The sequence below is a fragment of the Streptomyces sp. P17 genome (assembly GCF_032436805.1).
GTDB lineage: Bacteria > Actinomycetota > Actinomycetes > Streptomycetales > Streptomycetaceae > Streptomyces.
On record NZ_JAVRBF010000002.1, the window covers coordinates 109029 to 133843 of the forward strand.

Sequence of the window (24815 nt, forward strand, 5' to 3'; positions counted from 1 at the left end):
TCCCTGAGCTTGATTCGACTGTCCATACTTGACTCGATGCCTGTCAATATTGATTCAATCAATGCATGCGTCAATGTGTTGTCCAGCGGATACGGTGACCCCCATGCGCGACCAAGAGCCCGACCCGGGTCACACGTCCCGGCGGCTGACCACCAAAGAGGCCGCCGAGCTGCTCGGCGTGAAGCCCGAGACCGTGTACGCGTATGTCAGCCGCGGCCAGCTCAGCAGTCAACGCGTGCCCAGCGGCCGGGGCAGCACCTTCGACGCGAAGGAGGTCGAGGCGCTCGCCCGGCGCAACCGGCGGGAGAGCAGCGGGACTTCGGGGTCCGGGGGCGAGCTGTCGGTGCGGACCCGCATCACGTTGATCGACACGGACCGGTACTACTTCCGGGGCGTCGACGCGGCCGAACTCGCCGTCCGCCACTCCTACGAAGAAGTCGCCGAGTGGCTGTGGACCGGGCAGTTGCGCCCCGGCGTCGCCTTCACGGCCCCCGAGGCCACGGTCGCCGCCGCCCGCCGCGCCGTCGACGCCCTGCCCCAGCACACCGGCCCCACGGACCGGTTGAGGGTCGCGGCCGTCGCGGCCTCGATCGTGGACCCGCTGCGTTTCGACCTGTCCGAGAACGCCGTTCTGGGCACCGCGCGCAGCCTCATCCCGACCCTCGTCGCCGCGCTGCCGCCGGTCCGGCGCGACCACCGTGACACGGGCCCGCTGGCCCACCGGTTGTGGGCCCGGCTCAGCGGCCATGAGGCGGACGAGGCGTCGCTGCGCACCCTGGACACGGCACTGGCCCTGCTGGTCGACCACGACCTCGCCGCGTCGACGCTCGCCGTACGCGTGGCGGCGTCCGCCCGCGCCCACGCCTACGCGGCCGTCTCCGCGGGCCTGGGCGTCCTCGAAGGCCCCCTGCACGGCGCGGCCAGCGGGCTCGCCCACCGGATGCTGCTGGACGTCCTCGACCGCGGCGACGCGGCCCCGGTGATCGCCGAGGAGCTGCGGGCCGGCCGCCGCATCCCGGGCCTCGGCCACCGTCTCTACCCCGGCGAAGACCCACGCGCGCGTGTGCTCTTCGGGCTGTTGGAGCAGATCCCACGGGCCGCACCCGCGCTCGCCGTGGCCCGCGACATCGTCGCCACGACCGCCCGCCACACCCCGCTGCACGCCAATGCCGACCTGGCTCTGGCCGTGCTCACCGCCTCCAGCGGCATGCCCGCCACCGCTGGCGAGACGATCTTCGCCGTCGCCCGTACGGCGGGCTGGGTCGCCCATGCCCTGGAGGAGTACGGCGAGCGCCCGTTGCGGATGCGTCCCAGCGGGCACTACGTGGGCCCGAGGCCGCCACAGCCCCTGCCGGAGTAGGACACGAGCGGTTCGGGAAGCCACACCGGAGCAACTCAGGTTAGGCTCACCTTCGTGAGTACCTGCTCAAGTGACTCCCGGGACCTCGATGAGCCCACCGCGGGCACCGCGGCCACCGCGAGCACCTGGCTGCTGCTGGAGCAGCCCGGTCCGTGGGGTGCCAAGGCGCTCACATCGAGCCATCTGGACCCCGCGCTGGGCCGCGCCCTGGAGGCGGCCGCCAAGGGGACCGGCGTGCGCGTCGCGCTCATCCGCCGTCCCGGACGTCACGCCGACCGTGGCACGCCCACCGCGCGGCAGGTGTACGCCGCCCACACCGCGCCCGGGAACACGTGGCTGCACGGCGCCACGATCCGCGACCCCCGCCGGCTGCTCGACGTCGACTTCGCCGCGCTCGGCAAGGGTGACCCTCGCACCTTCGACTCGGCGCTCCGGGCGGGCCCGCACACGGGTGACCCGCTCGCGCTCGTGTGCACCAACGGCAAACGGGACCGCTGCTGCGCCCTCCTCGGCCGTCCCCTCGCGGCCGAGCTCGACGCCTCCGGTGTCGAAGGTGTCTGGGAGGTCACCCATCTGGGCGGACATCGCTTCTCGCCGACGCTGCTCGTCCTGCCGTACGGCTACGCCTACGGCCGCGCCGAGGCGCACGGTGTGAAGGAGATCCTGCAGCAGGCGCGGGAGGGGCGGATCGTCGTCGAGGGATGCCGAGGGAACTCCGCCTGGGAGCGGCCCGGGCAGGCTGCCGAGCTTGCCGTGCGGACGGAAGTGCGTGAGTACGCGGCGGACGCGCTGAGCGTCGTCCGCATGGACGGCGCGGCGCCGCGCTGGACGGTGACCGTCGCGCACACCGACGGACGCCTCTGGTACGTCGTCGTCGCCCAGGGCGCCGCGCTGCCGCCCCGCGCGGAGAGCTGTGGCACCTCGGTGCTGGGCTCGCCCGCCCACATGGAAGTGGTCGCGGTGCGGGAGCTGACGATGGCGACGGCACTGGCCGGCTGAGGTCAACGATGGACGGCCCCGTCCACCATTGATCAAGGTTCAGGGCCGTCGATCAAGTAATGCAGTCCTGGATCAAGAGATCCAGGCCACACCCCCTTCGGTGCCCCTGGCGCATCCACGTACCGTCTTGGGTATGAGCCCCACTCCCCCCGCGCGCCGCCTGCGCCTCGGCCTGCCGCGGCGGATGTTCTCGCAGGTGCTGCTGATGCAGGTCGCCATCGCGGCGGGAGTCGCGGTGCTCGCGACCGGACTGTTTCTCGCGCCGCTCGGCAACCAGCTCGACGACCAGGCGATGCGCCGGGCGCTTGCCATCGCCCAGACCACCGCCGTCGAGCCGCAGATCGCCGAGGACGTGGTGAACACGCCCCCGACGGCCGACGGACCGGTCCAGCGGGAGGCGGAGCGGATCCGGAAGGCCACGCAGGCCGAGTACATCGTGGTGATGGACTGGCGAGGTGTGCGCTGGTCGCACCCCACGCCCGCCGAGGTCGGCAGGACCGTGTCCACCGACCCCGGGCAGGCCCTGGCCGGCCAGGAGGTCATGCAGATCGACAGCGGCACCCTGGGCCGCACGGCCCGCGGCAAGGTGCCGCTGCGCGACAGCGACGGGGACATCGTGGGCGCGGTCTCGGTCGGGATCGCGTACGACAGTGTCCGGGCCCGGCTGATCCACGCGATCCCGGAGCTGCTGGCGTACGCGGGCGGTGCGCTGGCCGTGGGCGCGCTTGCCGCCTGGCTGATCTCCCGGAGGGTCCAGCGGCAGACGCGTGACCTGGCCTTCTCCGATATCTCGGCGCTGCTCGCGGAACGCGAGGCGATGCTGCACGGCATCCGGGAGGCCGTCGTCGCCCTGGACCGCAGGGGCCGTATCCGCCTGCTCAACGACGAGGCGCACCGGCTGCTCGGCATCGGCGACGAGGCCGTGGGCCGCTCCCTGGACGAGGCGCTCGGGGAGGGCCGTACGACCGATGTGCTGGCGGGCCGGGTCACGGGCACCGATCTGCTCACCGTGCGCGGCCAGCGTGTCCTGGTCGCCAACCGCATGCCCACCGACGACGGCGGCGCTGTGGCCACCCTGCGCGACCGCACCGAGCTGGAGCAGCTGGGCCGGGAGCTGGACTCCACGCGCGGTCTGATCGACGCCCTGCGCGCCCAGGACCACGAGCACGCCAATCGCATGCATACGCTCCTCGGGCTGCTGGAGCTGGAGATGTACGACGACGCCATGGAGTTCGTCGGCGAAGTGGTGGGCGACCACAGGGCGACCGCGGAACAGGTCACCGAGAAGATCCAGGACCCGCTGCTCGCGGCGCTGCTGGTCGGCAAGGCGACCGTCGCTGCCGAACGCGGGGGCGCGCTGCTGGTGTCGGACGGGACGTGGCTCCCGGACAGCTTGATCGATCCCCGGGGCATCGTCACGATCGTCGGCAACCTGGTAGACAACGCCCTGGACGCGGTCGCGGGGACCGCGCACGCGCGCGTGGAGGTCGAATTGCGTACCGAAGGGCGCGCGGTCGTTCTCAGGGTGCGCGACACCGGGCCGGGAATCCCGGCCGCACAACGCGAGTTGATCTTCACCGAGGGCTGGTCCACGAAGGAGGCACCGGCCCACCGGGAGCGGGGGATCGGCCTCTCCCTGGTGCGCAGGCTCGCCGAACGGCAGGGCGGCACCGTCGGCGTCGATCAGGCGCGCGGAGGCGGCGCGGTATTCACCGTCGTCCTGCCCGAGGCCCTCACCGAGCCGGCTGTCGAACCGGCCCTCACCGGGTCCACAGCCCGCACTGCCGAGGAGGAGACGCGATGATCGAGGTCCTGGTCGTGGACGACGACACCCGGGTCGCACAGGTCAACGCCGCCTACGTCGAGAGGGTGCCCGGCTTCCACGTGGCCGGCGAGGCGCACAGCGCGGCCGAGGCGCTGCGGCAGGTCGAGGAGCTGCCCCGGGTGGACCTGGTCCTGATGGACCATTACCTGCCCGACGAGACGGGTCTGTCGGTCGTACGGGAGATGCGGCGGCGCGGCCACCAGACCGATGTGATCATGGTGACGGCGGCCCGGGACGTCTCCACCGTCCAGGAGGCGATGCGGCACGGCGCGCTGCAGTACCTGGTCAAGCCGTTCGCCTTCGCGGGCCTGCGCGCCAAGCTCCAGGCGTACGCGGAGCTGCGCCGCACGCTCGACGGCGGCGGCGAGGCCGAACAGGCCGAGGTGGACCGTATCTTCGGCGCGCTGTCCACGACTTCGGAGCCGGAGCTGCCCAAGGGCCACTCCCCCACGACCGCCGATCTCGTCCGCCGCTCCCTGATCAACGCCGAGGGACCGCTGTCCGCCCAGGAGATCGCGGAACGCACCGGCGTCAGCCGTCAGACCGCCCAGCGTTACCTGAAGCTCCTGGAGCGCACGGGCCGGGCGCGACTCACCCTCAAGTACGGGGACGCGGGCCGCCCGGAACACCGTTACGTGTGGGCGACCCGCGCCTGAGGGCACGGCCGGTGGTGGGGGCGGGGGAAGCGGCCGTACCCCACGCCTCTCCATACGGATCCGGCGCGCCGTTGTCTCCGGGGGGCGCCGGCCGCTTATGCCGCTCCCGCTCCCGTCAGGGATCGCACCTCGGTCTCCGCGTGCTTGGCCTCGTCGGGGACCTCGGTGGAGGTGACCGTGCCGAGCCAGCCGGCGAGGAAGCCGAGCGGGATCGAGACGAGGCCGGGGTTCTGCAGCGGGAACACCTGGAAGTCGACGCCGGGGAACAGGGATTCGGGACTGCCGGACACCACGGGAGAGAGCAGCACGAGCGTCATGGCCGGGATCAGGCCGCCGTACACCGCCCATACGGCGCCGCGGGTGGTGAAGCCGCGCCAGAACAGGGAGTAGAGCAGCACAGGCAGATTGGCGGACGCGGCTACGGCGAAGGCGAGGCCCACCAGGAAGGCGACGTTGAGATCGCGGGCCAGCAGACCGAGGGCGATGGCGACCACGCCGATGCCGACCGCGGCGATGCGCGCCACCGCGACCTCGCTGCGCGGCTTGGCGTGCCGGCGCCGCAGTGACGCGTACAGGTCGTGGGCGACGGACGCCGAGGAGGCGAGGGTGATCCCGGCGACCACGGCGAGGATGGTGGCGAAGGCGACGGCGGCGACGATCGCGAACAGAACCGTTCCGCCAGTGGAGTCGGCGCCGCCGCCCAGATCGAGCGCCAGCAGCGGTACGGCCGTGTTCCCCGCGGCATTCGAGCCGCGCACCGCGTCCGGGCCCACGATCGCGGCCGCGCCGAAGCCGAGGACGATCGTCATCAGGTAGAAGCCACCGATCAGCCCGATCGACCAGACCACCGAACGCCGGGCCGCCAGGGCGGTCGGCACGGTGTAGAAGCGGGACAGGATGTGCGGCAGTCCCGCGGTACCGAGCACCAGGGCGAGTCCGAGGCTGATGAAGTCGAAACGCGCGGTCCAGTCGGCGCCGTACTTGAGTCCGGGCGCCAGGAACGATTCACCGTGGCCGCTGCGCTCGGCCGCCGTGAGCAGCAGTTCGTCGAAGTCGCCGTGGAACCGCACCAGGACGAGCACGGTCAGCGCGATGGTGCCGCCGAGCAGCAGGACCGCCTTGACGATCTGGATCCAGGTGGTGGCTCGCATCCCTCCCAACGACACATAGATCACCATGAGCGCGCCGACGCCGATGACGGTCCAGGTCTGCGCCGCCTCGCCCTGGCCGCCGAGCAGCAGCGCGACCATGCTGCCCGCACCCACCATCTGCGCCACCAGATACAGAACGGACACGGTGACCGAGGAAGTTCCCGCCGCGATCCGCACGGGGCGTTCGCTCATCCGCGCGGCCACCACGTCGGCGAGGGTGAACCGGCCGCAGTTGCGGACCAGTTCGGCGACCAGGAAGAGAACGACCAGCCAGGCCACGAGGAAGCCCACGGAGTACAGCAGTCCGTCGTAGCCGTAGAGCGCGATGAGTCCGGAGATGCCGAGGAAGGAGGCGGCCGACATGTAGTCACCGGCGATGGCAAAACCATTCTCCATCGGCGAGAAGAGCCGCCCGCCGGCGTAGAACTCCTCCGCCGAACCGTGCCGGTGGCGGCTCACCCAGGTCGTGATCGCCAGTGTGACGGCGACGAACGCGCTGAACAGCAGGAGCGCCAGGGTCTGGTGATCCCCCGTCACGAGATGCCGCCCCTGATGCCACGGGTCAGCTCCTGGGTGTCCCAGCGCAGTTCGAGCGCGGCACGGTCGCGGCGCAGGCGCGCGTGCCGGGAGTAGGCCCAGGTGAGCAGGAACGTGGTGAGGAACTGCCCGAGCCCGGCGAGCATCGCCACGTTCACCGCGCCGACCACGGGTTGGGCCATCAGCCCCGGCGCGGTGGTGGCGGTCACGACATAGCCGACGTACCAGGCCAGAAAGCCGATGACGGCCGGTACCACGAACCTCCGGTACTGGCTGCGCACTTCCTGGAAGGCGGCGCTGCGCTGCACCTCCAGGTAGACGTCCGCGGCCGTGGTCCCGTCCGCGCGCTCCGCACGGCCCTGCGGTACGGCGGCGGGGGTGTCGTCCGACTCGCCCCAGCCGGAGGCGAGGGCGTCGTACCAGGGGTCGTCGTACCGCACGCTGCCGGGCGCCTCGACCGGGTCCGACCTGTCGGAACCACCCTCGCGCGCGCGGGAGTGACCGTTGCTTGAGTGCATGCCCAAGGATGGACAGAACGGGAAGATCCCCGACTCTTGTTCCCCTCGCGCTTCACCCCATCAGGTGATGTGTCCCGCAGAGGGCTGCGCGCGACCCTTCGCATACGCGTAGGCCGGGGTGGGGCGTGACCGCGGACCGGCCACTCCCCACCCCGGCCAGGGCTCTACGCGTCGATACGCGAGCGGTCCAAGGTCGCCGCCGAGGAGGAGATGAACTCCTTGCGCGGTGCCACGTCGTTGCCCATCAGCAGGTCGAAGACCTGCTCGGCCGCCTCCAGGTCGGAGAGGTTGATGCGGCGCAGGGTGCGGTGGCGCGGGTCCATCGTGGTCTCGGCCAGCTGGTCGGCGTCCATCTCACCGAGGCCCTTGTAGCGCTGGATCGAGTCCTTGTAGCGGATGCCCTTGCTCTGGAACTCCATGAGCTTGTCGCGCAGTTCGCGGTCCGAGTACGTGTAGACGTACTTGTCCTGCCCCTTCTTGGGCTGGACGATCTCGATCCGGTGCAGCGGCGGTACGGCCGCGAAGACGCGCCCCGCCTCGACCATGGGCCGCATGTAGCGCTGGAACAGCGTCAGCAGCAGACAGCGGATGTGGGAGCCGTCCACATCGGCGTCGGTCATCATGACGATCTTGCCGTAGCGGGCCGCGTCGATGTCGAAGGTCCGGCCCGAGCCCGCTCCTATGACCTGGATGATCGCGCCGCACTCGGCGTTCTTCAGCATGTCGGTCACGGACGACTTCTGGACGTTGAGGATCTTGCCGCGGATCGGCAGCAGCGCCTGGAACTCGGAGTTCCGGGCGAGCTTGGCGGTGCCGAGCGCGGAGTCTCCCTCGACGATGAACAGCTCGCTGCGCTCGACGTCGTCGCTGCGGCAGTCGGCGAGCTTGGCGGGCAGGGAGGACGACTCCAGGGCCGTCTTGCGGCGCTGGGCGTCCTTGTGCTGACGGGCCGCGATGCGCGTGCGGGCGGCGGCGACCGCCTTCTCCATGACGACCCGGGCCTGAGCGGCCGCGTCCCGCTTGGTGGACGTCAGGAACGCCTTGAGCTCCTTGGTGATCACGCTGTTCACGATGCGGCGGGCCGCCGAGGTGCCGAGGACCTCCTTGGTCTGGCCCTCGAACTGCGGTTCGGCCAGGCGCACGGTGACGACGGCGGTGAGGCCCTCCAGGGCGTCGTCCTTGACGATGTCGTCCTCGGCGACGCGCAGCAGCTTCTTGGCGCGCAGGACCTCGTTCATCGCGCTGGTCACGGCCGTCTCGAAGCCCGCGACATGGGTGCCGCCCTTGGGGGTGGCGATGATGTTCACGAACGACTTCAGAGTCGTGTCGTACCCGGTGCCCCAGCGCATGGCGACATCCACGTCGAGCTCGCGGGTGACCTGGGTGGGCGTCATCTGGCCGTGCTCGTCCAGGACGGGGACGGTCTCCTTGAAGGTGCCCTGCCCGGAGAAGCGCAGGACGTCGTTGACCGGCTTGTCGGTGGCCAGGTACTCGCAGAACTCGCTGATGCCGCCGTCGAAGCGGAAGGACTCCTCGCCCTTGCTGCCGTCCTGGCCGAGGCCGAGCTCGTCGCGGACGACGATGGTCAGGCCAGGTACCAGGAAGGCCGTCTGTCGGGCGCGCTGGTGCAGGTGCTCCAGGGAGAGCTTGGCGTCCTTGAGGAAGATCTGACGGTCGGCCCAGTAGCGCACGCGCGTGCCGGTGCGCGTCTTGGGGATCTTCTTGGTCTTGCGCAGTCCGCCCTTGGCCTCGAACCTGGCGTCGGCCCCCTCGCCGGCGAAGGCTCCGGGGACGCCGCGCCGGAAGCTGATGGCGTGGGTGTGGCCGTTGCGGTCCACCTCGACATCGAGCCGGGCGGACAGGGCGTTCACCACGGAGGCGCCGACGCCGTGCAGGCCGCCGGAGGCGGCGTAGGAGCCGCCGCCGAACTTGCCGCCGGCGTGCAGCTTGGTCATGACGACCTCGATGCCGGACAAGCCGGTCTTGGGCTCGACGTCGACGGGGATGCCCCGGCCGTTGTCCCGGACCTCGACCGAGCCGTCGTCGTGGAGGACGACATCGATGTGGTCGCAGTACCCCCCGAGGGCCTCGTCCACGGAGTTGTCGATGATCTCCCAGAGGCAGTGCATCAGGCCGCGGCTGTCGGTCGACCCGATGTACATGCCCGGGCGCTTGCGCACGGCCTCAAGGCCCTCAAGGACGAGCAGGTGCCGCGCGGTGTAGTTGGAACCGTCCCGGTCTGCTCCTGCCAGCAGCGCTGTGGACGGCACGGACGTCTCGGCGGTCACGCGGTTCGCTCCTCGCTGAATTTCAGATGGTGCCCTTGTGGGTAAGGGCGCGGCTTCGGTTGCCGCTCAGAGGGTACCGAGGCCTGGTAGAGCCGATGTAACGCCACCCTCGTCTGTGGGCAGACTAGTCCAGAGTCGCATACATGTTCGATCCCTCGATGGGGTGAAGTACATATCACGTTCCCTTCCAGGCATGAACCATTTAGGCTCCGGGCACGTCCTCATGAACAAACCGGCAATCCAGCCGGGAGGACCGACACTGACCGACAGCGCGAACCCGTACGACACACAGACACGCAATACGGCACATTCGCCGCCAACCGGCAGCAGCCAGCCGCTGGAAAGATTTTTTCAAGGAAAAGCCCCGAGCGGGAACGTTTTCCGACTGGTTGGATGTTGACCCTGGTACGACAGCTCGTCGAGCTAGAGAAGAGGCGACGTGACTACTGTTCTGACCCCCGCGAGCCCGCTGACGGCCGCCGACCGCTGCGACCGTTGCGGCGCTCAGGCTTACGTGCGCGTCGTCCTGCTGAGCGGCGGAGAACTGCTCTTCTGCGCCCACCACGGCCGCAAGTTCGAGCCGGGACTCAAGAAGATCGCCGCTGAGATACAGGACGAGACGGAGCGACTGACGGCCGCTCCCGCCACCGCCTCCGAAGAAGAGCGCTGACAACTCGCGTCCACGACGAGCCAGCTCCAGGCATTAGGCCGGCGTAAGGGCGGCTGCCCCTGTTCCTTCAGGGGCAGCCGCCCTTACGCGTGGCCGAGCCGCGCAGACTCGCTCAGGAGGCCGTACGCGGCCCTCGCGCGGCGCTGACGTCCCAGCGCAGGGTCTTCAGGGCGTCGGACACACGCGTGTACACCCCCGGGCTCCCGGGGCGGCCGCAGCCGCTCCCCCAGGACACCAGCCCGACCAGCCGCCCCTGGGCGACCAGCGGCCCTCCGCTGTCCCCCTGACAGGCGTCCCGGCCGCCCAGCACCTCTCCGGCGCACAGCATGCTGTCGGCGAGGTAGGAGCCGTCCCCGCCGCCGGGATACGCCCGCTCGCACAAGCTGTCGGACAGCACCTGCACGCGTGCCGCCCGCAGACCGGACGCGTAGTCGCCACTGCCGGTCATATCGCCCCACCCGTAGACCACGGCCGGCGTGCCCGGCCTGTACGCCGTATCCCCGGCCGCCGCCATCCCGATCACCGACCCCTGGGGCAGCGGCTTGTCGAGGGTGAGCACGGCGAAGTCCCCGGCGTTGGTGGCGTCGTCGTATCCCGGATTCACCCAGGTCTCCCGTACGCCGATCTCCTGGCCCTCGTCCGAGCGCAGATCCGTGCGGCCCGCGACGACGCTGAGGTCCTCCAGTTGGTCCGGCGGTGCCCCGAGGACGTCCTCGCGCAGACAGTGGGCCGCGGTGAGCACAGTGGACGGGCCGACGGCGACGCCGCCGCAGAACTGCCCCGAGCGCGTACCTCCGAACCGGTCACGGCTGGACAGCGCCACCGTCCAGGGGCTGTCGGACACATCGACCGGGAACCCGCCGACGACGACGCTGTCGGCGGCCGCCGGCGCGGCGGACGCGAGTGGTATGACGGCCGCGGCGGCAGCCAGGACCAACGGCCCGGCCAGCGCCCGGACAAGGGGACGACGCATGCGCGCTCCTCACTCAGGGGTGGTCATGAGACACCCAGAGTGATCCACCCGGCCGCGCCCCGCACCCGCGCGGGCACCCGAAAGGCCCGGCTCCCGCTCGGGGAACCGGGCCTTCGACGCCGTACGACCGCGACCTAGTCGAGGTAGTCGCGCAGTATGGACGTGTGAGCGCTGCGCTTGACCTGCATAGATGCAGGTGACGGACGAGCGTGACGGTTGAAATATTTTGGATTGAGCTGCTGATGAACAGCTTGGCTCCCGTGATGGCCAGTGTATGAGGGCGGCGGCCAGCACCGGCCGGACGCATTATGGATGCAGAAGCAGGGGGGCCATCCGCGAAGAAGATCGTCATCATGCACAAGACCGCGAGCATCGCAGTCGTGGTGGCCCTCGTCCTCGGCGGTGCCGCCGCTTGCGGGGACGGTGACACCGTCAGCGAGACCTCGCCGACCAGCCCGCCGCCCGGCATCACGTCGCCCAGCACGCCGCAGGAGGCGACGACACCGCAGTCACCGTCACCGCAGACGCCGCGTGAGTTGAAGATGGGGCAGACCATCTCCGTCACGACCGAGGACGGGCCTGCCGAGATCACCCTGCTGGCCGTCCACAACTCCACCGCGATCGGCGACGACAAGGCGGACGCCGGACAGCAGTACGTCGTCTACTCGATGCAGGTCAAGAACCTCGGCACGAACGAGTGGGACACCTACTGGCTAAGCAACCCGCGCTGGTCCGGCGCCAACGGGGAAGCCGACAGCCCTGTCTTCGTGGTCGGCCCCGAGGACCCCAAGCTGATCCCGTACGACCCGTTCACCAGCACGCCCGCCCCGCGCCCTGGCGAGCACATCAAGGCGACGGAAGTACTGGGGGTCCCCAATACTCCCGGGACGCTGCAGTTCGAGGAAGGCACCGCCCAGTTCAACATCATCATCAAGTAATGGAGGGGCCGGGGTGGCAAGCAAAGCCCGCTGACTCACAGTTGCCGCCTCCGGCTGAGCCGGTAGATGCCGTACGTGACCCCAAGGATGACGTCCACGGCCGCCCACAAGCCGATGATCAGGCCGACACCGATCGCGGTTCCGACGTCTCCCGCATCCCGGCACAGCTCAAGCGCATCGCCCGTCAGCCCTTCACAGGAAGGGTCGTCGTTAGCTGCGATTACGCCCGTGATGATCCAGATCAAGAACAGTACCTGCACGCCAAGGAAGATCCACAAAAAGACCCTTCGCCTCGGCTTCTTCGCCTCGGCATCCGGTGTGGGGCGTGGCGGACCCTGCTCAGGGGGGCGCGGTCCCCACTGCGGGTTTGGAGTGCCGGTCATCATCAGCCCCTCCTCGACAAGCGAGGCAGGCACCTCCGTTTTTCAGTGCACAACCAACATTACGCTCGGCGGTCTGCCCTACTCGACGGCTTCAGCTGGAGCCCTCATAGCCTCGGCCATCTTCTCGGCCGCGTCCGCGCGGACCATGCCGATGTGGACGTACGGCGACCCCTTGTGGGTGACCATCGGGCGCACCGAGCCCCATACACGCTCGGGTAGCCCGAGAGCGGCCAGAGCCGCCCGGACCGCTTCCGCCGCCTCCGTGGCCTCCTTGCGGCCAGCGCGGTACGTGTCCATGTCCATCGTCATCAGTGCCCGTCCCCGGCGTGGTCACGGACCCGAGTGGCGTGCTTCGCGGCCTGCGTGATGTCTCCGAGTTCCTTGGCCTCATTGAGCCGCTGCCATTCGGACTGGCAGGTCGCGCAGTCCCTCACGGGGGCGCAGTCGAGCAGCCACTCAGTCAGACCGACCGGCAGTACAACCGGTGGTTCCTGCGTCGTCTTGTGCTTCGTGGCCATGGATGCTCCCCGACTCAGCTGTTGCGCGTGTTGAGCACGCTAGGAACAGCCGGGAGCCGGTCTCAATGCATGTTCACGAATGTTCAGAGCGATGTACTTCCCCTGGCCGACGCGTACTTGGCCCTCTTGACGCCGTCACCATGGCGGGCAACAGTGGCGAACATTCGTGTACGCCGAAGGAGTTGGAGAGGGCCATGCCACTACAGTTCATCGGGATCGATCCGAACACCGGAGAGGGCGAGAGTCCTACCGTGTGGGCCGACCAGGAACGACAGGAACTCGTCTTCCAGGGGTGGAAGGCCGGTCCAGAACTTGAAGCCGAGTGTGCGGCGTTCGAGGTACCCGGCCACGCGAAGGGCATCCCGGAGCACGAGGCCGTGATCCGTATCCCGGCCAGGATGGTGCACATCATCAGGGAGGCATGCGATGCCATCGAGCGTCCCCACGTGGGATGAGCTGCTCAGCTCCGCCCAACGGTCGGCTGTGCACTGGGAGATGAGAGACAGCTACGCGGTCGACTACGAGACGGGGCCCTTCGCCGACTGGCGAGCCGGCGTCCGCCTCGATCCGGAGGACCGCGAGTCCTGGTGGCGGCCGTGGCACTCCCTGATCGCCGAGACGGTCGCGAAGGGCGTCGTCGTACGGCGCGTCCGCATCGTCTCGGAGCCCGTTTCCGAGTACACGCGCTTCCTCTACGACGGGACGTTCAAGAACATCATCGCCGGGGAGCAGGTGCGGTGGCTCCCGCGCCGACAGGCCTCGGACATCGCATTGCCCGGCAACGACGGGTGGCTGATCGACGGCCGCCTCATCCGGTGGAACCACTTCACCGGAGACGGCGCTTCGGCGGGCGGCGAGATCAGCGAGGACCCGGCGGCGGCGAAACTGTGCGCCGACGCCTTCGAGGCGGCCTGGGCGCGGGCCACCCCGCACGAGAACTACAAGATCAGCTAGCGTAAAGGCAGACCGGCCAGCTCATGCCCATCTCTCCGTCATCCGCTGCTCAGGCCGCGCGTGAAGGTGTTGCTCAACGGTTGCGGGAACTTCGCTCCGAGGCGGGGATCACGGGCAGCGAGCTGGCCGCGCGCTGCGGGTGGACACACCCGAAGACCTCCCGGATCGAGAACGCGAGGACGCCCCCGTCGCCCGAGGACATCCGTCGGTGGTGCGAAGCGTGCGGCGCGGCCGACCAGGCGGCGGACATCATCGCCCAGTCGCACAACGCCGAAGCCATGTACGTGGAATGGCGGCGCAAGCTGCGGACCGGGCTCAAGCAACTCCAGCACAGCTACGTTCCGCTGTTCCAGGCGACCAGCGTCTTCCGCATCTACTCCGCCACCCTGGTGCCCGGCCTGTTGCAGACCGAGGGCTACGCGACCGGGCTGATGACGGCGATCACCGACTTCCGTGAGATCCCTAACGATGTCACCGAGGCGGTCACCGCCCGCCTTGAGCGCTCCCGCGTCATACACGAGCCGGGGCGGCGGTTCGTCATGGTCGTCGAGGAGTCCGCCCTCTACCACCAGGTCGCTGACGCCGAGGCGATGGCCGCCCAGCAGGGCTATCTCCTGACCGCCGGAGCCCTTCCCGCCGTCTCCTTGGGCGTGATCCCGAAGGCGACACCGGCGCGGCCTGTCTGGCCCATGGAAACATTTCACGTGTACGACGACGCCCTCGTGTCGGTCGAGCTGCTGTCGGCCCGCGTCACGGTCACCCAGCCCAGCGACATCGCCCTCTACCTGAAGGCGTTCGAGCAGCTGCGGGGTCTGGCCGTCTACGGCGCGGAGGCACGCACGCTAATCGTCAAGGCCATCGAGACGCTGTAGCTAGGGCGACCAATTTCGAGGCGCCCGGCGCCTGATCTTCGGTTAGACATTACCGCCCGGTAGATGCAAATCCGGATATAGCGTTCTCAATATGAACAACAGGAACCGTTTCCTGGCTGTACTGGCAATAGGCGTCGCCCTCGTCGTTCTCGTCCAGGTCGTCGCGGCTACGGGTAACGCGGCGGCCCAGAACATCGCGCTTCTCGTGTGGCTGGTGGCGCTGCCGATCCTCGCCTTCATCGGCATCCGGGCGGTCATCGCCCTCAACCGCGGCAAGCAGCCGCCCACGCGCTGGAAGCGTTGACCAACATCACAGTGAAGATCATTCTCGGCCAGGGCGAGACCCCGAGAGAGACGGCTCGACGGGCGGGGTGGATGCGGCCCGATTTCGATTTAGGCCGTCGACCCACCCCCCACCTCCCCCTCCTGCGCCACATGGACGGGGTCACTCGCAAAGCCGGGCGGCCTCGTAAGGGCGAATTCGAGGGGCGCAAGCCGCCTCCCAGAAAGCCCGCGTCACGGGTGACGACGGTGCCGGGTAGCGACGGCAAGGGGGCGAGCGGCTGCTGCCACAGGCGCCGACGCCGTTGCACGTCCGGGACGCCGATGCCGGGAGTGGTGCCGGGTTAACCGGGGGTCGCCGCCCCTCTCTGCTGAGAGGCGAGCCGCCGCGCGGGCGCGGGAGGACGCGAGCGCCAGGCGGAGGAAGTACGACCGCCGGGCGTGGTAGGCGCGGCGTGCGCGCTCTTCGGGGCTGAGGGTGCCGTCCGGGTCGACTTCGCGCTCGAAGCGCTCCAGGGCCGCCTTGCGTGCGGGCGCGGTGATGTCGCGGGGATCCTCGCGGGACAGGCGCGCGTTGGCGGCGACCTGGGCGCGCAGACGACGCTGTTCAGGGGTCAGGCTCATGCAGGGCTCTCCCTGATAAAGGAGTGCCCGCCGTATCGGTTACAGGCGGGCTCTACGCCCTGCGGTGGAATTCTTCGTCATCCGGCACATGAGGGACATACTACACAATGGCTCAGCGCTTATCGGACCGGTCCGTGATGATCAGAAGTCGCCCAGGTTGAGCCGACGGGACTCCTCGGCCGCACGCCGCTCGGACGTCGCACGGGTGTACCGGTCGATCATGTCGCGACGCGACCATCCCGCCACGGCCATCAACCCGCCCTCGGAGCCTCCCCGGGCAAGCCACCGCCCGGCAGCCGTGTGTCGGAGAACATGGGGGTGGAAGTCGGGAATCCCCGCCGCGTCGGCGCGCCCCTTCAGTGCGCTGTACAACGCCTGATAGCTGAAGCCCTTGCTCCTGTCGCCCAGCCACAGGTCCGGGAGCGCGGCCAACCGGTGGGTCTTACGGGCCCGCAGGTAGCGGTCGATGGCCCGGCCGGTCTGTGCACCGAAGGGCACGGTGCGACTCTTGCCGCCCTTGCCGCGCCTGACGACCGCCATGCCCGCCTTGAGATCCACATCCCCGACCTTCATGGCCACGACCTCACCTGCCCGGGCGCCGGTCTCGATCATCAGTCGGATGATCGCCTCGTCGCGGCGGTCACGGAAGTCCTTCCCGGAGCACGCCTTGATCAGCAGCCGACACTGGTCATCGTCGAGTTCCTGCACCACCTTGTGGTCGAGCTGGGGCGGCTTGAGGTTCGCCAACTGGTCGGCGTCGATTTCGCCCTCCTCGGCCAGCCAGGCGGAGAAGCGACGTACGGCCAGCTGCCGGGACCGCGCCGTGGCCGCCTCCGCGCCCCCGTCCAGCAGGGAGGAGACGAAGGCATTCACAGTCGGCCGGTCGAGGACCGTCGGACTGTCCACCGCCTCACACCATCGCAGGAAAGCTCTGACGCCGTCGCCGTAGGTCTTCCGCGTCTGCGCACTCTTCCTCTCCGCAGAAAGGTGAAGCAGCCAGGAGTCCAGAAGGGGGCTATGTCCGGGTTTGTGGTCATGCTGCAAGCATATGCCAGAGCGTCGTGATATCTGGGCTAGCAGCGTTGTGCTCACACGCAAAAGCGCCCCTGACCCGAGAAATACCAGGTCAGAGGCGCTTACGAGGAATTGACCTAGTCGAGGTAGTCGCGCAGCACCTGCGAACGCGAGGGGTGGCGCAGCTTCGACATGGTCTTGGACTCGATCTGGCGGATGCGCTCACGCGTCACGCCGTACACCTTGCCGATCTCGTCGAGGGTCTTCGGCTGACCGTCGGTGAGACCGAAGCGCATCGAGACGACGCCTGCCTCGCGCTCGGACAGGGTGTCGAGGACGGAGTGCAGCTGCTCCTGCAGGAGCGTGAAGCTGACCGCGTCGGCCGGGACGACGGCCTCGGAGTCCTCGATGAGGTCACCGAACTCGCTGTCGCCGTCCTCGCCCAGCGGGGTGTGCAGGGAGATGGGCTCGCGGCCGTACTTCTGGACCTCGATGACCTTCTCGGGGGTCATGTCGAGTTCCTTGGCCAGCTCCTCCGGGGTGGGCTCGCGGCCCAGGTCCTGGAGCATCTGGCGCTGCACGCGCGCGAGCTTGTTGATGACCTCGACCATGTGCACCGGGATACGGATGGTGCGGGCCTGGTCGGCCATCGCGCGGGTGATCGCCTGACGGATCCACCAGGTGGCGTACGTGGAGAACTTGTAGCCCTTGGTGTAGTCGAATTTCTCGACCGCGCGGATCAGACCGAGGTTGCCCTCCTGGATGAGGTCCAGGAAGAGCATGCCGCGGCCGGTGTAGCGCTTGGCCAGGGAGACCACCAGACGGAGGTTGGCCTCCAGGAGGTGGTTCTTGGCGCGGCGGCCGTCCTCGGCGATGATCTCCAGCTCGCGCTTGAGCTTGGGGGCGAGCTTGTCGGCGTTGGCCAGCTTGTCCTCGGCGAACAGACCGGCCTCGATGCGCTTGGCGAGCTCGACCTCCTGCTCGGCGTTGAGCAGCGGGACCTTGCCGATCTGCTTGAGGTAGTCCTTGACCGGGTCGGCGGTGGCACCGGCGGCGGCGACCTGCTGGGCGGGCGCGTCGTCCTCGTCCTCGTCGGAGAGCACGAAGCCGGCGCTCTCGGCGCCCTCGGGCTCCTCGCCGGGCTTGGCCGCCTCTTCGAGGACCTCGTCCTCGACGACCTCGGCGTCGTCCTTCTTGGCGGTGGTCTTCTTGGCCGCCGTCTTCTTGGCGACGGTCTTCTTCGCGGCCGCCTTCTTGGCGGTCGTCGTCTTCTTGGCAGCGGCCTTCTTCGCGGGCGCCTCGTCCTCGACGGCCGCGTCGGCGGCAGGTGCCTCAGGCGTGGCGGTGGCGATGGCCTTCTTGGTGGTCACCGTCTTCGCTGCGACCGTCTTGGTGGCGGTGCGCTTGGCCGGACTCTTCGCTGCGACGCTCTTTCGGGTGCGCTTGGGCTCCGCGGCACTGACCATCAGCGTCACACCCTCTTCCTCGAGGATCTGGTTGAGGCTGCGCAGTACGTTCTTCCACTGAGTGGCCGGAATCTGGTCAGCTTCGAAGGCCCGACGCACGTCATCGCCGGCGATCTGCCCCTCAGCCTTTCCCCGCTCAATGAGCGCCATGACAGAGACGGACTCGGCGATCTCCGGCGGGAGCGTACGGGATGTGCTGGCCGACACGAACAACCTCTCGGAACGTTGGAAAACGGCTTCCGGCCCCGTCCACAGTGGACAGGAGCCGACCACCGGCCTGGGGATGGGCCGACGGTGCGGGCGGGGGCCGGGAAGATGCACAGCGCCTTGTATGGCGTCCGTATTCCCTCCGCGGCTGTCACCTCTTAGGTCATCGCGCTGTTCCCACGAGCGTTACGCCCAATCTGCGTGGCCCGAGTCACACCCCGTAAGCGCTCAAAAACGGTCAGACACGGACAGAAGAGGTCAGTCGGGTGTTCCGTCCCGGGTTGTGCCGCCCATGCCGCCGCCTCGCCGCGCCGTCGGACCCCACAGGATCACCCGGATCCTGTGGGGTCCGACGGGAGGCGGTTCGCCGGCCGGGCGATGCCACAGGAGGGGGGTGACATCCCCGGCCGCGCCGCCCGTGGGGCGCGGTCAGTGCTCGCGCGGGGCGGGCACCACGCGCTCCACCTCTGGGTGGACGGTGAGAAGCTGCCGCATCGCCGCCTCCGCGCCCGGGCCGTCACCGGCGGCGAGGGCGTCGACGATCCGGGCGTGGTGCGCGAGCGACGACTCGTTCGGCCGGTCACAGCCCGTGACCGGACCTCCGGAGACCTGGAGCGCGGCCGACACGATCCCGGAGAGGTGCTCCAGCATGCGGTTGCCGGCGACCTGGATGAGCAGGGAGTGGAACTCGGCGTCGGCGCGGGAGAAGGTGAGGGCGTCACCCTGCCCCATGGCATGGCCCATGATCTCGACCATGTCACCCAGCCGCTGCTGGATGTCCTCACGGCCGTGCCCGGCGGCGAGGCGCGCGGCGAGCGGTTCGATCGTCCAGCGCAGTTCGCTCAGCTCACGCCGCTGGTCGTCGCGCTGCGGCCCGAAGGCCCGCCACTCGATGATGTCCGGGTCGAGGAGATTCCAGTCACTGACGGGACGCACGCGCGTGCCGACGTTCGGCCGGGCACTGACCAGGCCCTTGGCCTCCAGGACACGGAGCGACTCACGGACGACGGTGCGGGAGACCTCGAAACGCTGGCCGATCTCCTCGGGAACCAGCGGGCGGTCGGCACCCAGGTCGCCGGAAACGATCATCTGGCCGAGCTGCTGGACGAGTTGGCCGTGCAGGCCGCGTCCGCGGCTGCCCGCGGCGCGTCGGCCCACACGGCCCAGCTCCGGGTCCCCACCCTCCCAGGAGCGGGCTCCGACGCGGTCGGCGACAGTGGCCTCGGCGTAGGGGTAGCGGTCGAGTTCGCCCGGGCCGGCGAGACCGGAGTCGGCGGCGCGGGCGGCGGTCATCATGGTGTGCGCAAGGGTACTCACGGATCCTTTGTCGGCGCCCTCTCCAACTCCCTTGAGGTCTTTGGTGAAAAGCACACGAAAGGGTGATCGCTCACCCCGTCGCAATTGACGCCTTATCGGAAAGAAATGGGCTTTCCACGGGGAGTTGTGGGCAACGCAGGCACGGGAGGCAGAGAGACGGTCGTCATCGGGCCCTTCCGCGCAGGGTCGTGAGCAGATATGCGCACAGCAGTGCGGTGAGCGACAACATCAGCGCACCGCCCACGGGTTGGGCGACCACACGCGCGGCGGCCGCCAGATACCGCTCACCCCCGAAGGGCCACTGCATCAGCAGCACCTCCCTGACCCGCAACGGAAATCCGGCCGCCGACCGCACACCGGGCCCCTCCAGCACCTTGCGCATCAGAGGTACGACGAGAAGGGGCACCGCGACCACCGCGGCGAGCCCGGCACTGGTGGAACGGAACACCCCGGCGGCCAGCACACCGGCCCAGGCACACCCGACCATCAGCCCGATCCAACTCGCGCTCAACGAAAGCCACTCCGCGGGAACCTCCGCGAGCTCCCGTCCGTATACGAGATACAGCACCTCGGCGTCACACCCCACCGTCAGAACGGCCAGCGACAGCGCGATGACCCCGGAGACGAGGAGCTTTGCGGCGAGCAGCCCCAGCCTGCGGGGCACCGTGCCGCGGTCCGCCGCCAGCGCGGGGTGGCGGAACTCGTCCCCGAAGGCCAGCGCGCCGAGCAGCCCCGCGCCGAGTGCCGCGGGCGGCAGCGGCAGCTCCCGCGGCCAGGCGGCCAGCAGCCGCGCCTGCGGGGTGTGCCCGATGCGGGCGAGCACCAGCGCGGTGAGCGCGGACACGACGAGCACCGCGGCCGCGGTGAGGAACCCGGTGCCGACACCCGCGGCGCGGCGGAGTTCGTAGCGGAGGGGGCGGAGGGGGCTGGGGGCGGGGCGGACGGAGATGGGGGGTGGGAGGGAGGGGAGGGGGGAGGGGGCCCCCGGAATCTTCTCGGTGTGACCGGCGTCCTGCGCCTCGCCGGGCCTCTCCGTCACCTCCGCCTGCCCGTCCTCCCTCGCCGCTGCCCTCGGCCCCATGTCCCCGATCTCGTCCGCGAGTTGGTGTACGAGGACGTCGTGGCGGAAGGCGAGTTCGCCGATGTCGGCGCAGGTACTGCCGTACACCGAGAGGCGGTTGGCGCCCTCTCGGACGATCTCCACCGAGCGCTGTGCCGTGCGGGCGTCCTTGGCGAGGAGGGCGGCGAGGCGGGCTGCGTGAGGGGTGCGGACAGCGACGCGGGGGCGCAGGCGGGTGCGGGAGAAGTCCGCGGCGTCCTGGTCGGCGACGAGCCGGCCCTGGTCCAGGGTGATGACTCGGTCGGCGGTGCGTGCGGCTTCCTTGGGGTCCGCGGTGGTGAGCAGGACGGTGCCGCCCTGGGTCGCGTGGGCGCGCAGTACGCCGTACAGCCAGCGGCTCTCGCGGGTGGAGAGTCCGTCGGCGGGGTCGTCGAGCACGAGGGTGTGGGGGTCGGCGAGCAGGGCGCAGGCCAGGCCCAGGCGGCGGTCCATGCCGCGGGAGAGGGTGCCGAGTCGTTCGTCGCGCAGGCTGACTAGGCCGACGACTTCGAGGACTTCGTCGGCGCGGCGGACGGGGACGCCCGCGGCGGCGCAGAGCATGCGCAGGTGGCCGCGGACCGTGCGGGCGGGGTGGCCCGGGACATCGCCGAGGAGTACGCCGACCTCGCGTGAGGGGTGGGCGATCCGGTGCAGGGGGCGGCCTCTGAAGTAGGTGAGCCCACGGCCCTGTTGGAGTTCGAGCATGAGTCTGAGCGCCGTCGTCTTGCCCGCTCCGGGTGGACCGAGCAACGCGGTGACATGGCCCGCGTGTGCCTCGAAGGAGACGTCGTCGACGGCGGGCGGAAGCTCCTTGCGGGGGTCGCTGGTCAGTCCGAAGGCCTGGATCACCTGAAGCAAGATAGCGCGCTATGTCCGGTTTTCCGGGCACCGCAAGGCCCGCTCCACGGGCGGCAGTCGGTGCGCTCGGATCCTTGTTCGCCGTTCGCGCGCGGGCCCGGTCGGCTGCGGGTTCCCGGCGCTCGTCTCAGACCTCGGGGCGCAGCATCGGGGGGTTGAGGAGGGTGGCGCCGCCAGCCCGGAAGAGCTGGGCAGGGCGTCCGCCCTGGCGGGTGGTGGTGCCGCCGGTGGGGACGAGGAAGCCGGGGGTGCCGGTCACCTTGCGGTGGAAGTTGCGCGGGTCGAGGGCCACGCCCCAGACGGCTTCGTAGACGCGGCGCAGCTCGCCGACGGTGAATTCGGTGGGGCAGAACGCTGTGGCCAGCGAGGAGTACTCGATCTTGGAGCGGGCGCGTTCCACGCCGTCGGCCAGGATCTGGGCGTGGTCGAAGGCCAGGGGGGCGACGGGTTCGCCGTCGCGGCCGTAGCCGCCCTGCTGGAGCAGTTCCTCGACCGGTGCCCAGCGGGCGTTGCTGGCGTCGCCGCCCGCGCGTGGGGCGGGCAGGTCGGGGGCGAGTGCGAGGTGGGCGACGCTGACGACGCGCATGCGCGGGTCCCGCTTGGGGTCGCCGTAGGTGGCGAGCTGCTCCAGGTGGGCGCCGTTGTCCTGGACGGGTACGGCGGGATCGTGGGCCCGCATGCCGGTTTCCTCGGCCAGTTCGCGGGCCGCTGCCTGGGCCAGGTCCTCGTCGGCCCTGACGAATCCGCCGGGCAGGGCCCAGCGTCCCTGGAACGGCGGTTCGCCCCTGCGTACCGCCAGCGCGCACAGGGCATGGCGGCGCACGGTCAGCACGACCAGGTCCACGGTGACGGCGAAGGGCGGAAAGGCTGACGGGTCGTAGGGCATGCGGCGATCATAGTCGTCTTCCTGACGATAAACACTCCCTTCGCGGGTCGCTTCGACCGTTGATCGAGTTAGGTGCGTGGTGGGTCGTCTGTCTGTCGTTCGGTGGTCCGTCGGCTGATCGAGTCCGTCCCTGACCGGTCTTCCGGCCGCTGTTCGGTGGCCTGTCCGGTGGGATCACACTCCCAGTTGCAGGCCGTCGGCGGCCTCCTCGACCATGGCGAGGCCGAGTCGGCCCACCCGTACGGAGAAGGGGGCGCCCGCGACTCTCAGGCCGGTGAGGACGATCTCCCCGAGGGGTGCGCCGGCCGCGGGGCGGAGGGTGACGGTGCCCGCGGGGGCGTCGGGGCGGATGCCGGCGAGGGTGGTCAGCAGCAGGACGCCGGCCGCTGCGGCGGTGGCGGCGGGGCGGCAGGCCGCCGGGTGCGGGAGGGGCGCGCTGCCGTCGGTGCGCTGCTGTCCGCCGTACATCTCCGGCAGCCGGTGGCCGAAGGCCTCGGCGGCTGCGATGGCGCCGCGCAGCAGCCCGTTCGCCTCCTTCTCGTAGCCGGCGGCGATCAGTCCCGCCACGGCGACGGCCGTCTCGTGGGTGCGTACGGCGCCGCTGCGGTGGCCGAACGGGTTGAACCCCGCCTCCTTCGCGCCCAGTCCGCGCAGGCCCCAGCCGGAGTCCATCGCCGGGCCGCCGAGGAGTCGGGCGAGTTGCTCGGTCTGCACCTTGTCGAGCAGGGCGGGCGCCGGTTGGCCGGCGCCGAGGAAGCCGGTGTCGAGGAGGTGAGCGGTGGCCGCGCCCAGGTGCGGTACGAGCCGCCCGTCCGGGGTCCGGGCCGCCGCGGGTCGGCCGCCGCCGCGGTCGTCGATCCAGAAGTCCCGCTGGAACGCGGTCCGCAGGTTCCTCGCCCACTGCCGCAGCACGGCCCCGCGCGGTCTGTCGAAGGCGTCGAGGAGTTCGGCGCCGAGCAGCGCCGCGCGGTGGGCGTGTGCCTGCGTTTCGCAGCGCTGCGGGCCGCCGGGGTGGGGGTCGCAGAGGTATGTGTCGTCGCCCACGGTCGTCCGCAGCCAGGTCAGGCAGTTCTCGGCGGCCGGGAGCAATTCCTCCGTCTCCTTCTCCGGGAGCCCCCAGCGGCGGGCTTCGGCGAGGAGCGTCGGGAAGAGCAGGGTGGCTTCCGTGGCCGTGCAGCTCGGTGGCAGATGGGTGCCCGCGTCCCGGCGCGGCGCCGGGATCATGCCGGACCGCGGGCCGGGTCCGGTGAGCTGGGTGCGGGCCAGGGTGCGCAGGGTGCCGGCGGCGAGCCGGGTGCCGAGGGGCAGCGTCATCCGGGCGGCGGCCAGCGCTTCGGCAGGTGCCAGCCCGCATCGCCAGGGTGCTCCGGCGGCGAGGTGGATGTCGGTGGGGTGGGCGGGGTCGCGCAGCAGCAGGGCCTGGAGGTCTTCGACGCAGGTGTGCAGCAGTGGCTGGACACCGGGGTGGTCGCCGGCGGCGCGGGCGGGGGCCAGCGGGGTCGTCGCCGAGGTCCGGCCCACGGACCGGACGGGTCCCGCTGCGTCGGGCCGTACCCGCAGCTCCAGGCTGGCGCTGCCGCCGGGGGGCAGCGCGAACTCCCAGCGCAGCAGGCCCGCGGAGGCGAGCGCGTCGGTGGGCGGGGGGTCGGCGGTGACGGCCGAGTTCCCCGAGGCGCAGGTCCAGCGCAGGCCGGAGTCGTGGACGCTGGCGGGCAGTTCGGGGCCGGTTCTGCCGGACGCGATGGCGCTCAGGTCGGCGAGGTCTGTGCCGAGCGCGACCTCGACCGGCAGACGAAGGGGGCGCGGGGCGGAGCTGTGGAGGGTGATCCGCTCGGTGCCGTCCGCGTGGCGCACGCGCTCGACGACGATGTCCGGGTCAGGGCCCGCGTCCGGGGAGGCGCGGAGGGTGCCGACGAAGCGAGCTCGGTCCGCCGCGGTCATCCCGGCGTGCACGGGCAGGGGTTCGCGTCCGGCGACGCGCACCTGGCATCGGGAGAGCACGCGGCGGCCGCCTCGGTAGAAGCCCTCAAGGCCTCGTCCGGTCAGCTGGCCTTCGTCTGTGGAAATGGCGAGGCCTGGGAGGGCGACGCAGATCAGGGCGGTGTGGGCGGGGGGCAGGTCGGTGGGACGGCGGGGCTGTGAGGGTGGGAGGGGGACCGTCTTTCGGGGGTCGCCTCCGGCCCCGCCGGCCGTGGGGGGCGGGGGTGGGAGGGGGGCTGTCATTCGGGGGTCGCCTGCGGCCACGCCGGCCTCGGGGGGCGGGGGTAGGAGGGGGGCTGTCATTCGGGGGTCGCCTCCGGCCCCGCCGGCCTCGGGGGGCGGGGGCCCGTCGCGGCCCGGTCCGAAGGGTGGTTTGGGTCGGGCGGCGGGCGGGCGGTTGTGGTCGGCGGCGGAGGGCGGAGTCGGCTGGTGCATGGGGC

At 70.4% G+C, this 24815-nt stretch carries 24 protein-coding genes; 10 read left to right on the plus strand and 14 right to left on the minus strand.

The annotated features are described in order from the left end of the window. Positions 1 to 103 precede the first annotated feature (103 nt). The 4 genes from RMT89_RS01695 (at position 104) to RMT89_RS01710 (ending at position 4840) form a co-directional block, all read left to right on the plus strand. Positions 104 to 1360, plus strand: a complete 1257-nt coding sequence (locus tag RMT89_RS01695; protein WP_315882082.1) for a citrate synthase — start codon at positions 104 to 106, stop codon at positions 1358 to 1360. Positions 1361 to 1414: 54 nt separating this feature from the next. Further along, positions 1415 to 2359 carry a sucrase ferredoxin gene (locus RMT89_RS01700; protein ID WP_315882083.1) on the plus strand — a complete coding sequence of 315 codons (945 nt, stop codon included), beginning with the start codon at positions 1415 to 1417 and terminating at the stop codon, positions 2357 to 2359. A 133-nt stretch (positions 2360 to 2492) separates the two neighbouring features. Beyond that, complete coding sequence (locus RMT89_RS01705; protein WP_315882084.1) at positions 2493 to 4163, plus strand: sensor histidine kinase; 1671 nt, start codon at positions 2493 to 2495, stop codon at positions 4161 to 4163. Further along, positions 4160 to 4840, plus strand: a complete 681-nt coding sequence (locus tag RMT89_RS01710) for a response regulator (RefSeq protein ID WP_315882085.1) — start codon at positions 4160 to 4162, stop codon at positions 4838 to 4840. Before RMT89_RS01705 ends, RMT89_RS01710 begins: the two co-directional genes overlap by 4 nt. Before the next feature lie 95 nt (positions 4841 to 4935). On the opposite strand, the gene RMT89_RS01715 is transcribed toward RMT89_RS01710, so the two are convergent. The 3 genes from RMT89_RS01715 to RMT89_RS01725 all read right to left on the minus strand — a co-directional run bounded on the left by RMT89_RS01715 (position 4936) and on the right by RMT89_RS01725 (position 9334). Further along, positions 4936 to 6528, minus strand: coding sequence for a cation acetate symporter (locus tag RMT89_RS01715; protein WP_315882086.1), 1593 nt, complete (start codon positions 6526 to 6528; stop codon positions 4936 to 4938). Then, the gene (locus RMT89_RS01720) at positions 6525 to 7046 is read right to left on the minus strand and encodes a DUF485 domain-containing protein (RefSeq protein ID WP_315882087.1); all 522 of its coding nucleotides are present in this window, start codon (positions 7044 to 7046) and stop codon (positions 6525 to 6527) included. Before RMT89_RS01720 ends, RMT89_RS01715 begins: the two co-directional genes overlap by 4 nt. A gap of 164 nt (positions 7047 to 7210) precedes the next feature. Then, complete coding sequence (locus RMT89_RS01725) at positions 7211 to 9334, minus strand: DNA topoisomerase IV subunit B (protein ID WP_315882088.1); 2124 nt, start codon at positions 9332 to 9334, stop codon at positions 7211 to 7213. 439 nt (positions 9335 to 9773) lie between these two features. Between RMT89_RS01725 and RMT89_RS01730 the strand changes: the two genes are divergently transcribed. Further along, positions 9774 to 10004: a hypothetical protein gene (locus RMT89_RS01730; RefSeq protein WP_250071150.1), complete on the plus strand. Its 231-nt coding sequence runs from the start codon at positions 9774 to 9776 to the stop codon at positions 10002 to 10004. Positions 10005 to 10116: 112 nt separating this feature from the next. Here RMT89_RS01730 and RMT89_RS01735 read toward each other — a convergent pair whose 3' ends face one another. Next, complete coding sequence (locus tag RMT89_RS01735) at positions 10117 to 10977, minus strand: serine protease (RefSeq protein WP_315882089.1); 861 nt, start codon at positions 10975 to 10977, stop codon at positions 10117 to 10119. Positions 10978 to 11330: 353 nt separating this feature from the next. Here RMT89_RS01735 and RMT89_RS01740 point away from each other — a divergent pair, with 353 nt between their 5' ends. Further along, positions 11331 to 11915 carry a hypothetical protein gene (locus RMT89_RS01740; RefSeq protein ID WP_315882090.1) on the plus strand — a complete coding sequence of 195 codons (585 nt, stop codon included), beginning with the start codon at positions 11331 to 11333 and terminating at the stop codon, positions 11913 to 11915. 35 nt (positions 11916 to 11950) lie between these two features. On the opposite strand, the gene RMT89_RS01745 is transcribed toward RMT89_RS01740, so the two are convergent. The 3 genes from RMT89_RS01745 to RMT89_RS01755 all read right to left on the minus strand — a co-directional run bounded on the left by RMT89_RS01745 (position 11951) and on the right by RMT89_RS01755 (position 12816). Next, a complete protein-coding gene (locus RMT89_RS01745; RefSeq protein ID WP_315882091.1) occupies positions 11951 to 12301 on the minus strand; it encodes a hypothetical protein in 351 nt (116 codons plus the stop codon). Positions 12302 to 12376: 75 nt separating this feature from the next. Beyond that, on the minus strand, positions 12377 to 12607 hold the full coding sequence (locus RMT89_RS01750; RefSeq protein ID WP_315882092.1) for a hypothetical protein: 231 nt from the start codon (positions 12605 to 12607) through the stop codon (positions 12377 to 12379). Further along, positions 12607 to 12816, minus strand: a complete 210-nt coding sequence (locus RMT89_RS01755) for a hypothetical protein (protein WP_315882093.1) — start codon at positions 12814 to 12816, stop codon at positions 12607 to 12609. Before RMT89_RS01755 ends, RMT89_RS01750 begins: the two co-directional genes overlap by 1 nt. A 194-nt stretch (positions 12817 to 13010) precedes the next feature. Between RMT89_RS01755 and RMT89_RS01760 the strand changes: the two genes are divergently transcribed. The 4 genes from RMT89_RS01760 (at position 13011) to RMT89_RS01775 (ending at position 14946) form a co-directional block, all read left to right on the plus strand. Beyond that, entirely contained in the window at positions 13011 to 13271 is a 261-nt protein-coding gene (locus RMT89_RS01760) for a hypothetical protein (RefSeq protein WP_315882173.1), read from the plus strand. Further along, the gene (locus tag RMT89_RS01765) at positions 13243 to 13770 is read left to right on the plus strand and encodes a DUF6879 family protein (protein WP_315882094.1); all 528 of its coding nucleotides are present in this window, start codon (positions 13243 to 13245) and stop codon (positions 13768 to 13770) included. The genes RMT89_RS01760 and RMT89_RS01765 overlap by 29 nt, the downstream gene beginning before the upstream one ends. Before the next feature lie 23 nt (positions 13771 to 13793). Further along, positions 13794 to 14642 (plus strand): helix-turn-helix transcriptional regulator, encoded by an 849-nt coding sequence (locus RMT89_RS01770; protein ID WP_315882095.1) that lies wholly within the window; start codon positions 13794 to 13796, stop codon positions 14640 to 14642. Between the two features lie 91 nt (positions 14643 to 14733). Continuing rightward, on the plus strand, positions 14734 to 14946 hold the full coding sequence (locus RMT89_RS01775; RefSeq protein WP_315882096.1) for a hypothetical protein: 213 nt from the start codon (positions 14734 to 14736) through the stop codon (positions 14944 to 14946). 212 nt (positions 14947 to 15158) lie between these two features. Here the strand turns inward: RMT89_RS01775 and RMT89_RS01780 are convergent, their stop codons facing one another. The 7 genes from RMT89_RS01780 to RMT89_RS01810 all read right to left on the minus strand — a co-directional run bounded on the left by RMT89_RS01780 (position 15159) and on the right by RMT89_RS01810 (position 24618). Beyond that, the gene (locus RMT89_RS01780) at positions 15159 to 15548 is read right to left on the minus strand and encodes a hypothetical protein (protein ID WP_315882097.1); all 390 of its coding nucleotides are present in this window, start codon (positions 15546 to 15548) and stop codon (positions 15159 to 15161) included. Between the two features lie 141 nt (positions 15549 to 15689). After that, complete coding sequence (locus RMT89_RS01785) at positions 15690 to 16640, minus strand: tyrosine-type recombinase/integrase (protein ID WP_315882098.1); 951 nt, start codon at positions 16638 to 16640, stop codon at positions 15690 to 15692. A 59-nt stretch (positions 16641 to 16699) separates the two neighbouring features. Then, on the minus strand, positions 16700 to 18235 hold the full coding sequence (locus RMT89_RS01790; RefSeq protein ID WP_315882099.1) for an RNA polymerase sigma factor: 1536 nt from the start codon (positions 18233 to 18235) through the stop codon (positions 16700 to 16702). A 429-nt stretch (positions 18236 to 18664) separates the two neighbouring features. Then, positions 18665 to 19552 (minus strand): FadR/GntR family transcriptional regulator, encoded by an 888-nt coding sequence (locus RMT89_RS01795; RefSeq protein WP_315882100.1) that lies wholly within the window; start codon positions 19550 to 19552, stop codon positions 18665 to 18667. Between the two features lie 163 nt (positions 19553 to 19715). After that, a complete protein-coding gene (locus RMT89_RS01800) occupies positions 19716 to 21500 on the minus strand; it encodes an ABC transporter ATP-binding protein (RefSeq protein WP_315882101.1) in 1785 nt (594 codons plus the stop codon). Positions 21501 to 21636: 136 nt separating this feature from the next. Then, positions 21637 to 22395: an NUDIX domain-containing protein gene (locus RMT89_RS01805; RefSeq protein WP_188292918.1), complete on the minus strand. Its 759-nt coding sequence runs from the start codon at positions 22393 to 22395 to the stop codon at positions 21637 to 21639. 174 nt (positions 22396 to 22569) lie between these two features. Beyond that, positions 22570 to 24618 carry a glycogen debranching N-terminal domain-containing protein gene (locus tag RMT89_RS01810; protein ID WP_399497433.1) on the minus strand — a complete coding sequence of 683 codons (2049 nt, stop codon included), beginning with the start codon at positions 24616 to 24618 and terminating at the stop codon, positions 22570 to 22572. Between the last annotated feature and the right edge of the window lie 197 nt (positions 24619 to 24815).

Bases quoted from the DNA above. Each gene is read 5' to 3' on its own strand.
- RMT89_RS01695 (WP_315882082.1), top strand. From the start codon at position 104: ATGCGCGACCAAGAGCCCGACCCGGGTCACACGTCCCGGCGGCTGACC.
- RMT89_RS01705 (WP_315882084.1), top strand. From the start codon at position 2,493: ATGAGCCCCACTCCCCCCGCGCGCCGCCTGCGCCTCGGCCTGCCGCGG.
- RMT89_RS01710 (WP_315882085.1), top strand. From the start codon at position 4,160: ATGATCGAGGTCCTGGTCGTGGACGACGACACCCGGGTCGCACAGGTC.
- RMT89_RS01720 (WP_315882087.1), bottom strand. From the start codon at position 7,046: ATGCACTCAAGCAACGGTCACTCCCGCGCGCGCGAGGGTGGTTCCGAC.
- RMT89_RS01735 (WP_315882089.1), bottom strand. From the start codon at position 10,977: ATGCGTCGTCCCCTTGTCCGGGCGCTGGCCGGGCCGTTGGTCCTGGCT.
- RMT89_RS01740 (WP_315882090.1), top strand. From the start codon at position 11,331: ATGCACAAGACCGCGAGCATCGCAGTCGTGGTGGCCCTCGTCCTCGGC.
- RMT89_RS01745 (WP_315882091.1), bottom strand. From the start codon at position 12,301: ATGATGACCGGCACTCCAAACCCGCAGTGGGGACCGCGCCCCCCTGAG.
- RMT89_RS01750 (WP_315882092.1), bottom strand. From the start codon at position 12,607: ATGACGATGGACATGGACACGTACCGCGCTGGCCGCAAGGAGGCCACG.
- RMT89_RS01755 (WP_315882093.1), bottom strand. From the start codon at position 12,816: ATGGCCACGAAGCACAAGACGACGCAGGAACCACCGGTTGTACTGCCG.
- RMT89_RS01760 (WP_315882173.1), top strand. From the start codon at position 13,011: ATGCCACTACAGTTCATCGGGATCGATCCGAACACCGGAGAGGGCGAG.
- RMT89_RS01765 (WP_315882094.1), top strand. From the start codon at position 13,243: ATGCCATCGAGCGTCCCCACGTGGGATGAGCTGCTCAGCTCCGCCCAA.
- RMT89_RS01770 (WP_315882095.1), top strand. From the start codon at position 13,794: ATGCCCATCTCTCCGTCATCCGCTGCTCAGGCCGCGCGTGAAGGTGTT.
- RMT89_RS01775 (WP_315882096.1), top strand. From the start codon at position 14,734: ATGAACAACAGGAACCGTTTCCTGGCTGTACTGGCAATAGGCGTCGCC.
- RMT89_RS01780 (WP_315882097.1), bottom strand. From the start codon at position 15,548: ATGAGCCTGACCCCTGAACAGCGTCGTCTGCGCGCCCAGGTCGCCGCC.
- RMT89_RS01805 (WP_188292918.1), bottom strand. From the start codon at position 22,395: ATGCCCTACGACCCGTCAGCCTTTCCGCCCTTCGCCGTCACCGTGGAC.
- RMT89_RS01810 (WP_399497433.1), bottom strand. From the start codon at position 24,618: ATGACAGCCCCCCTCCCACCCCCGCCCCCCACGGCCGGCGGGGCCGGA.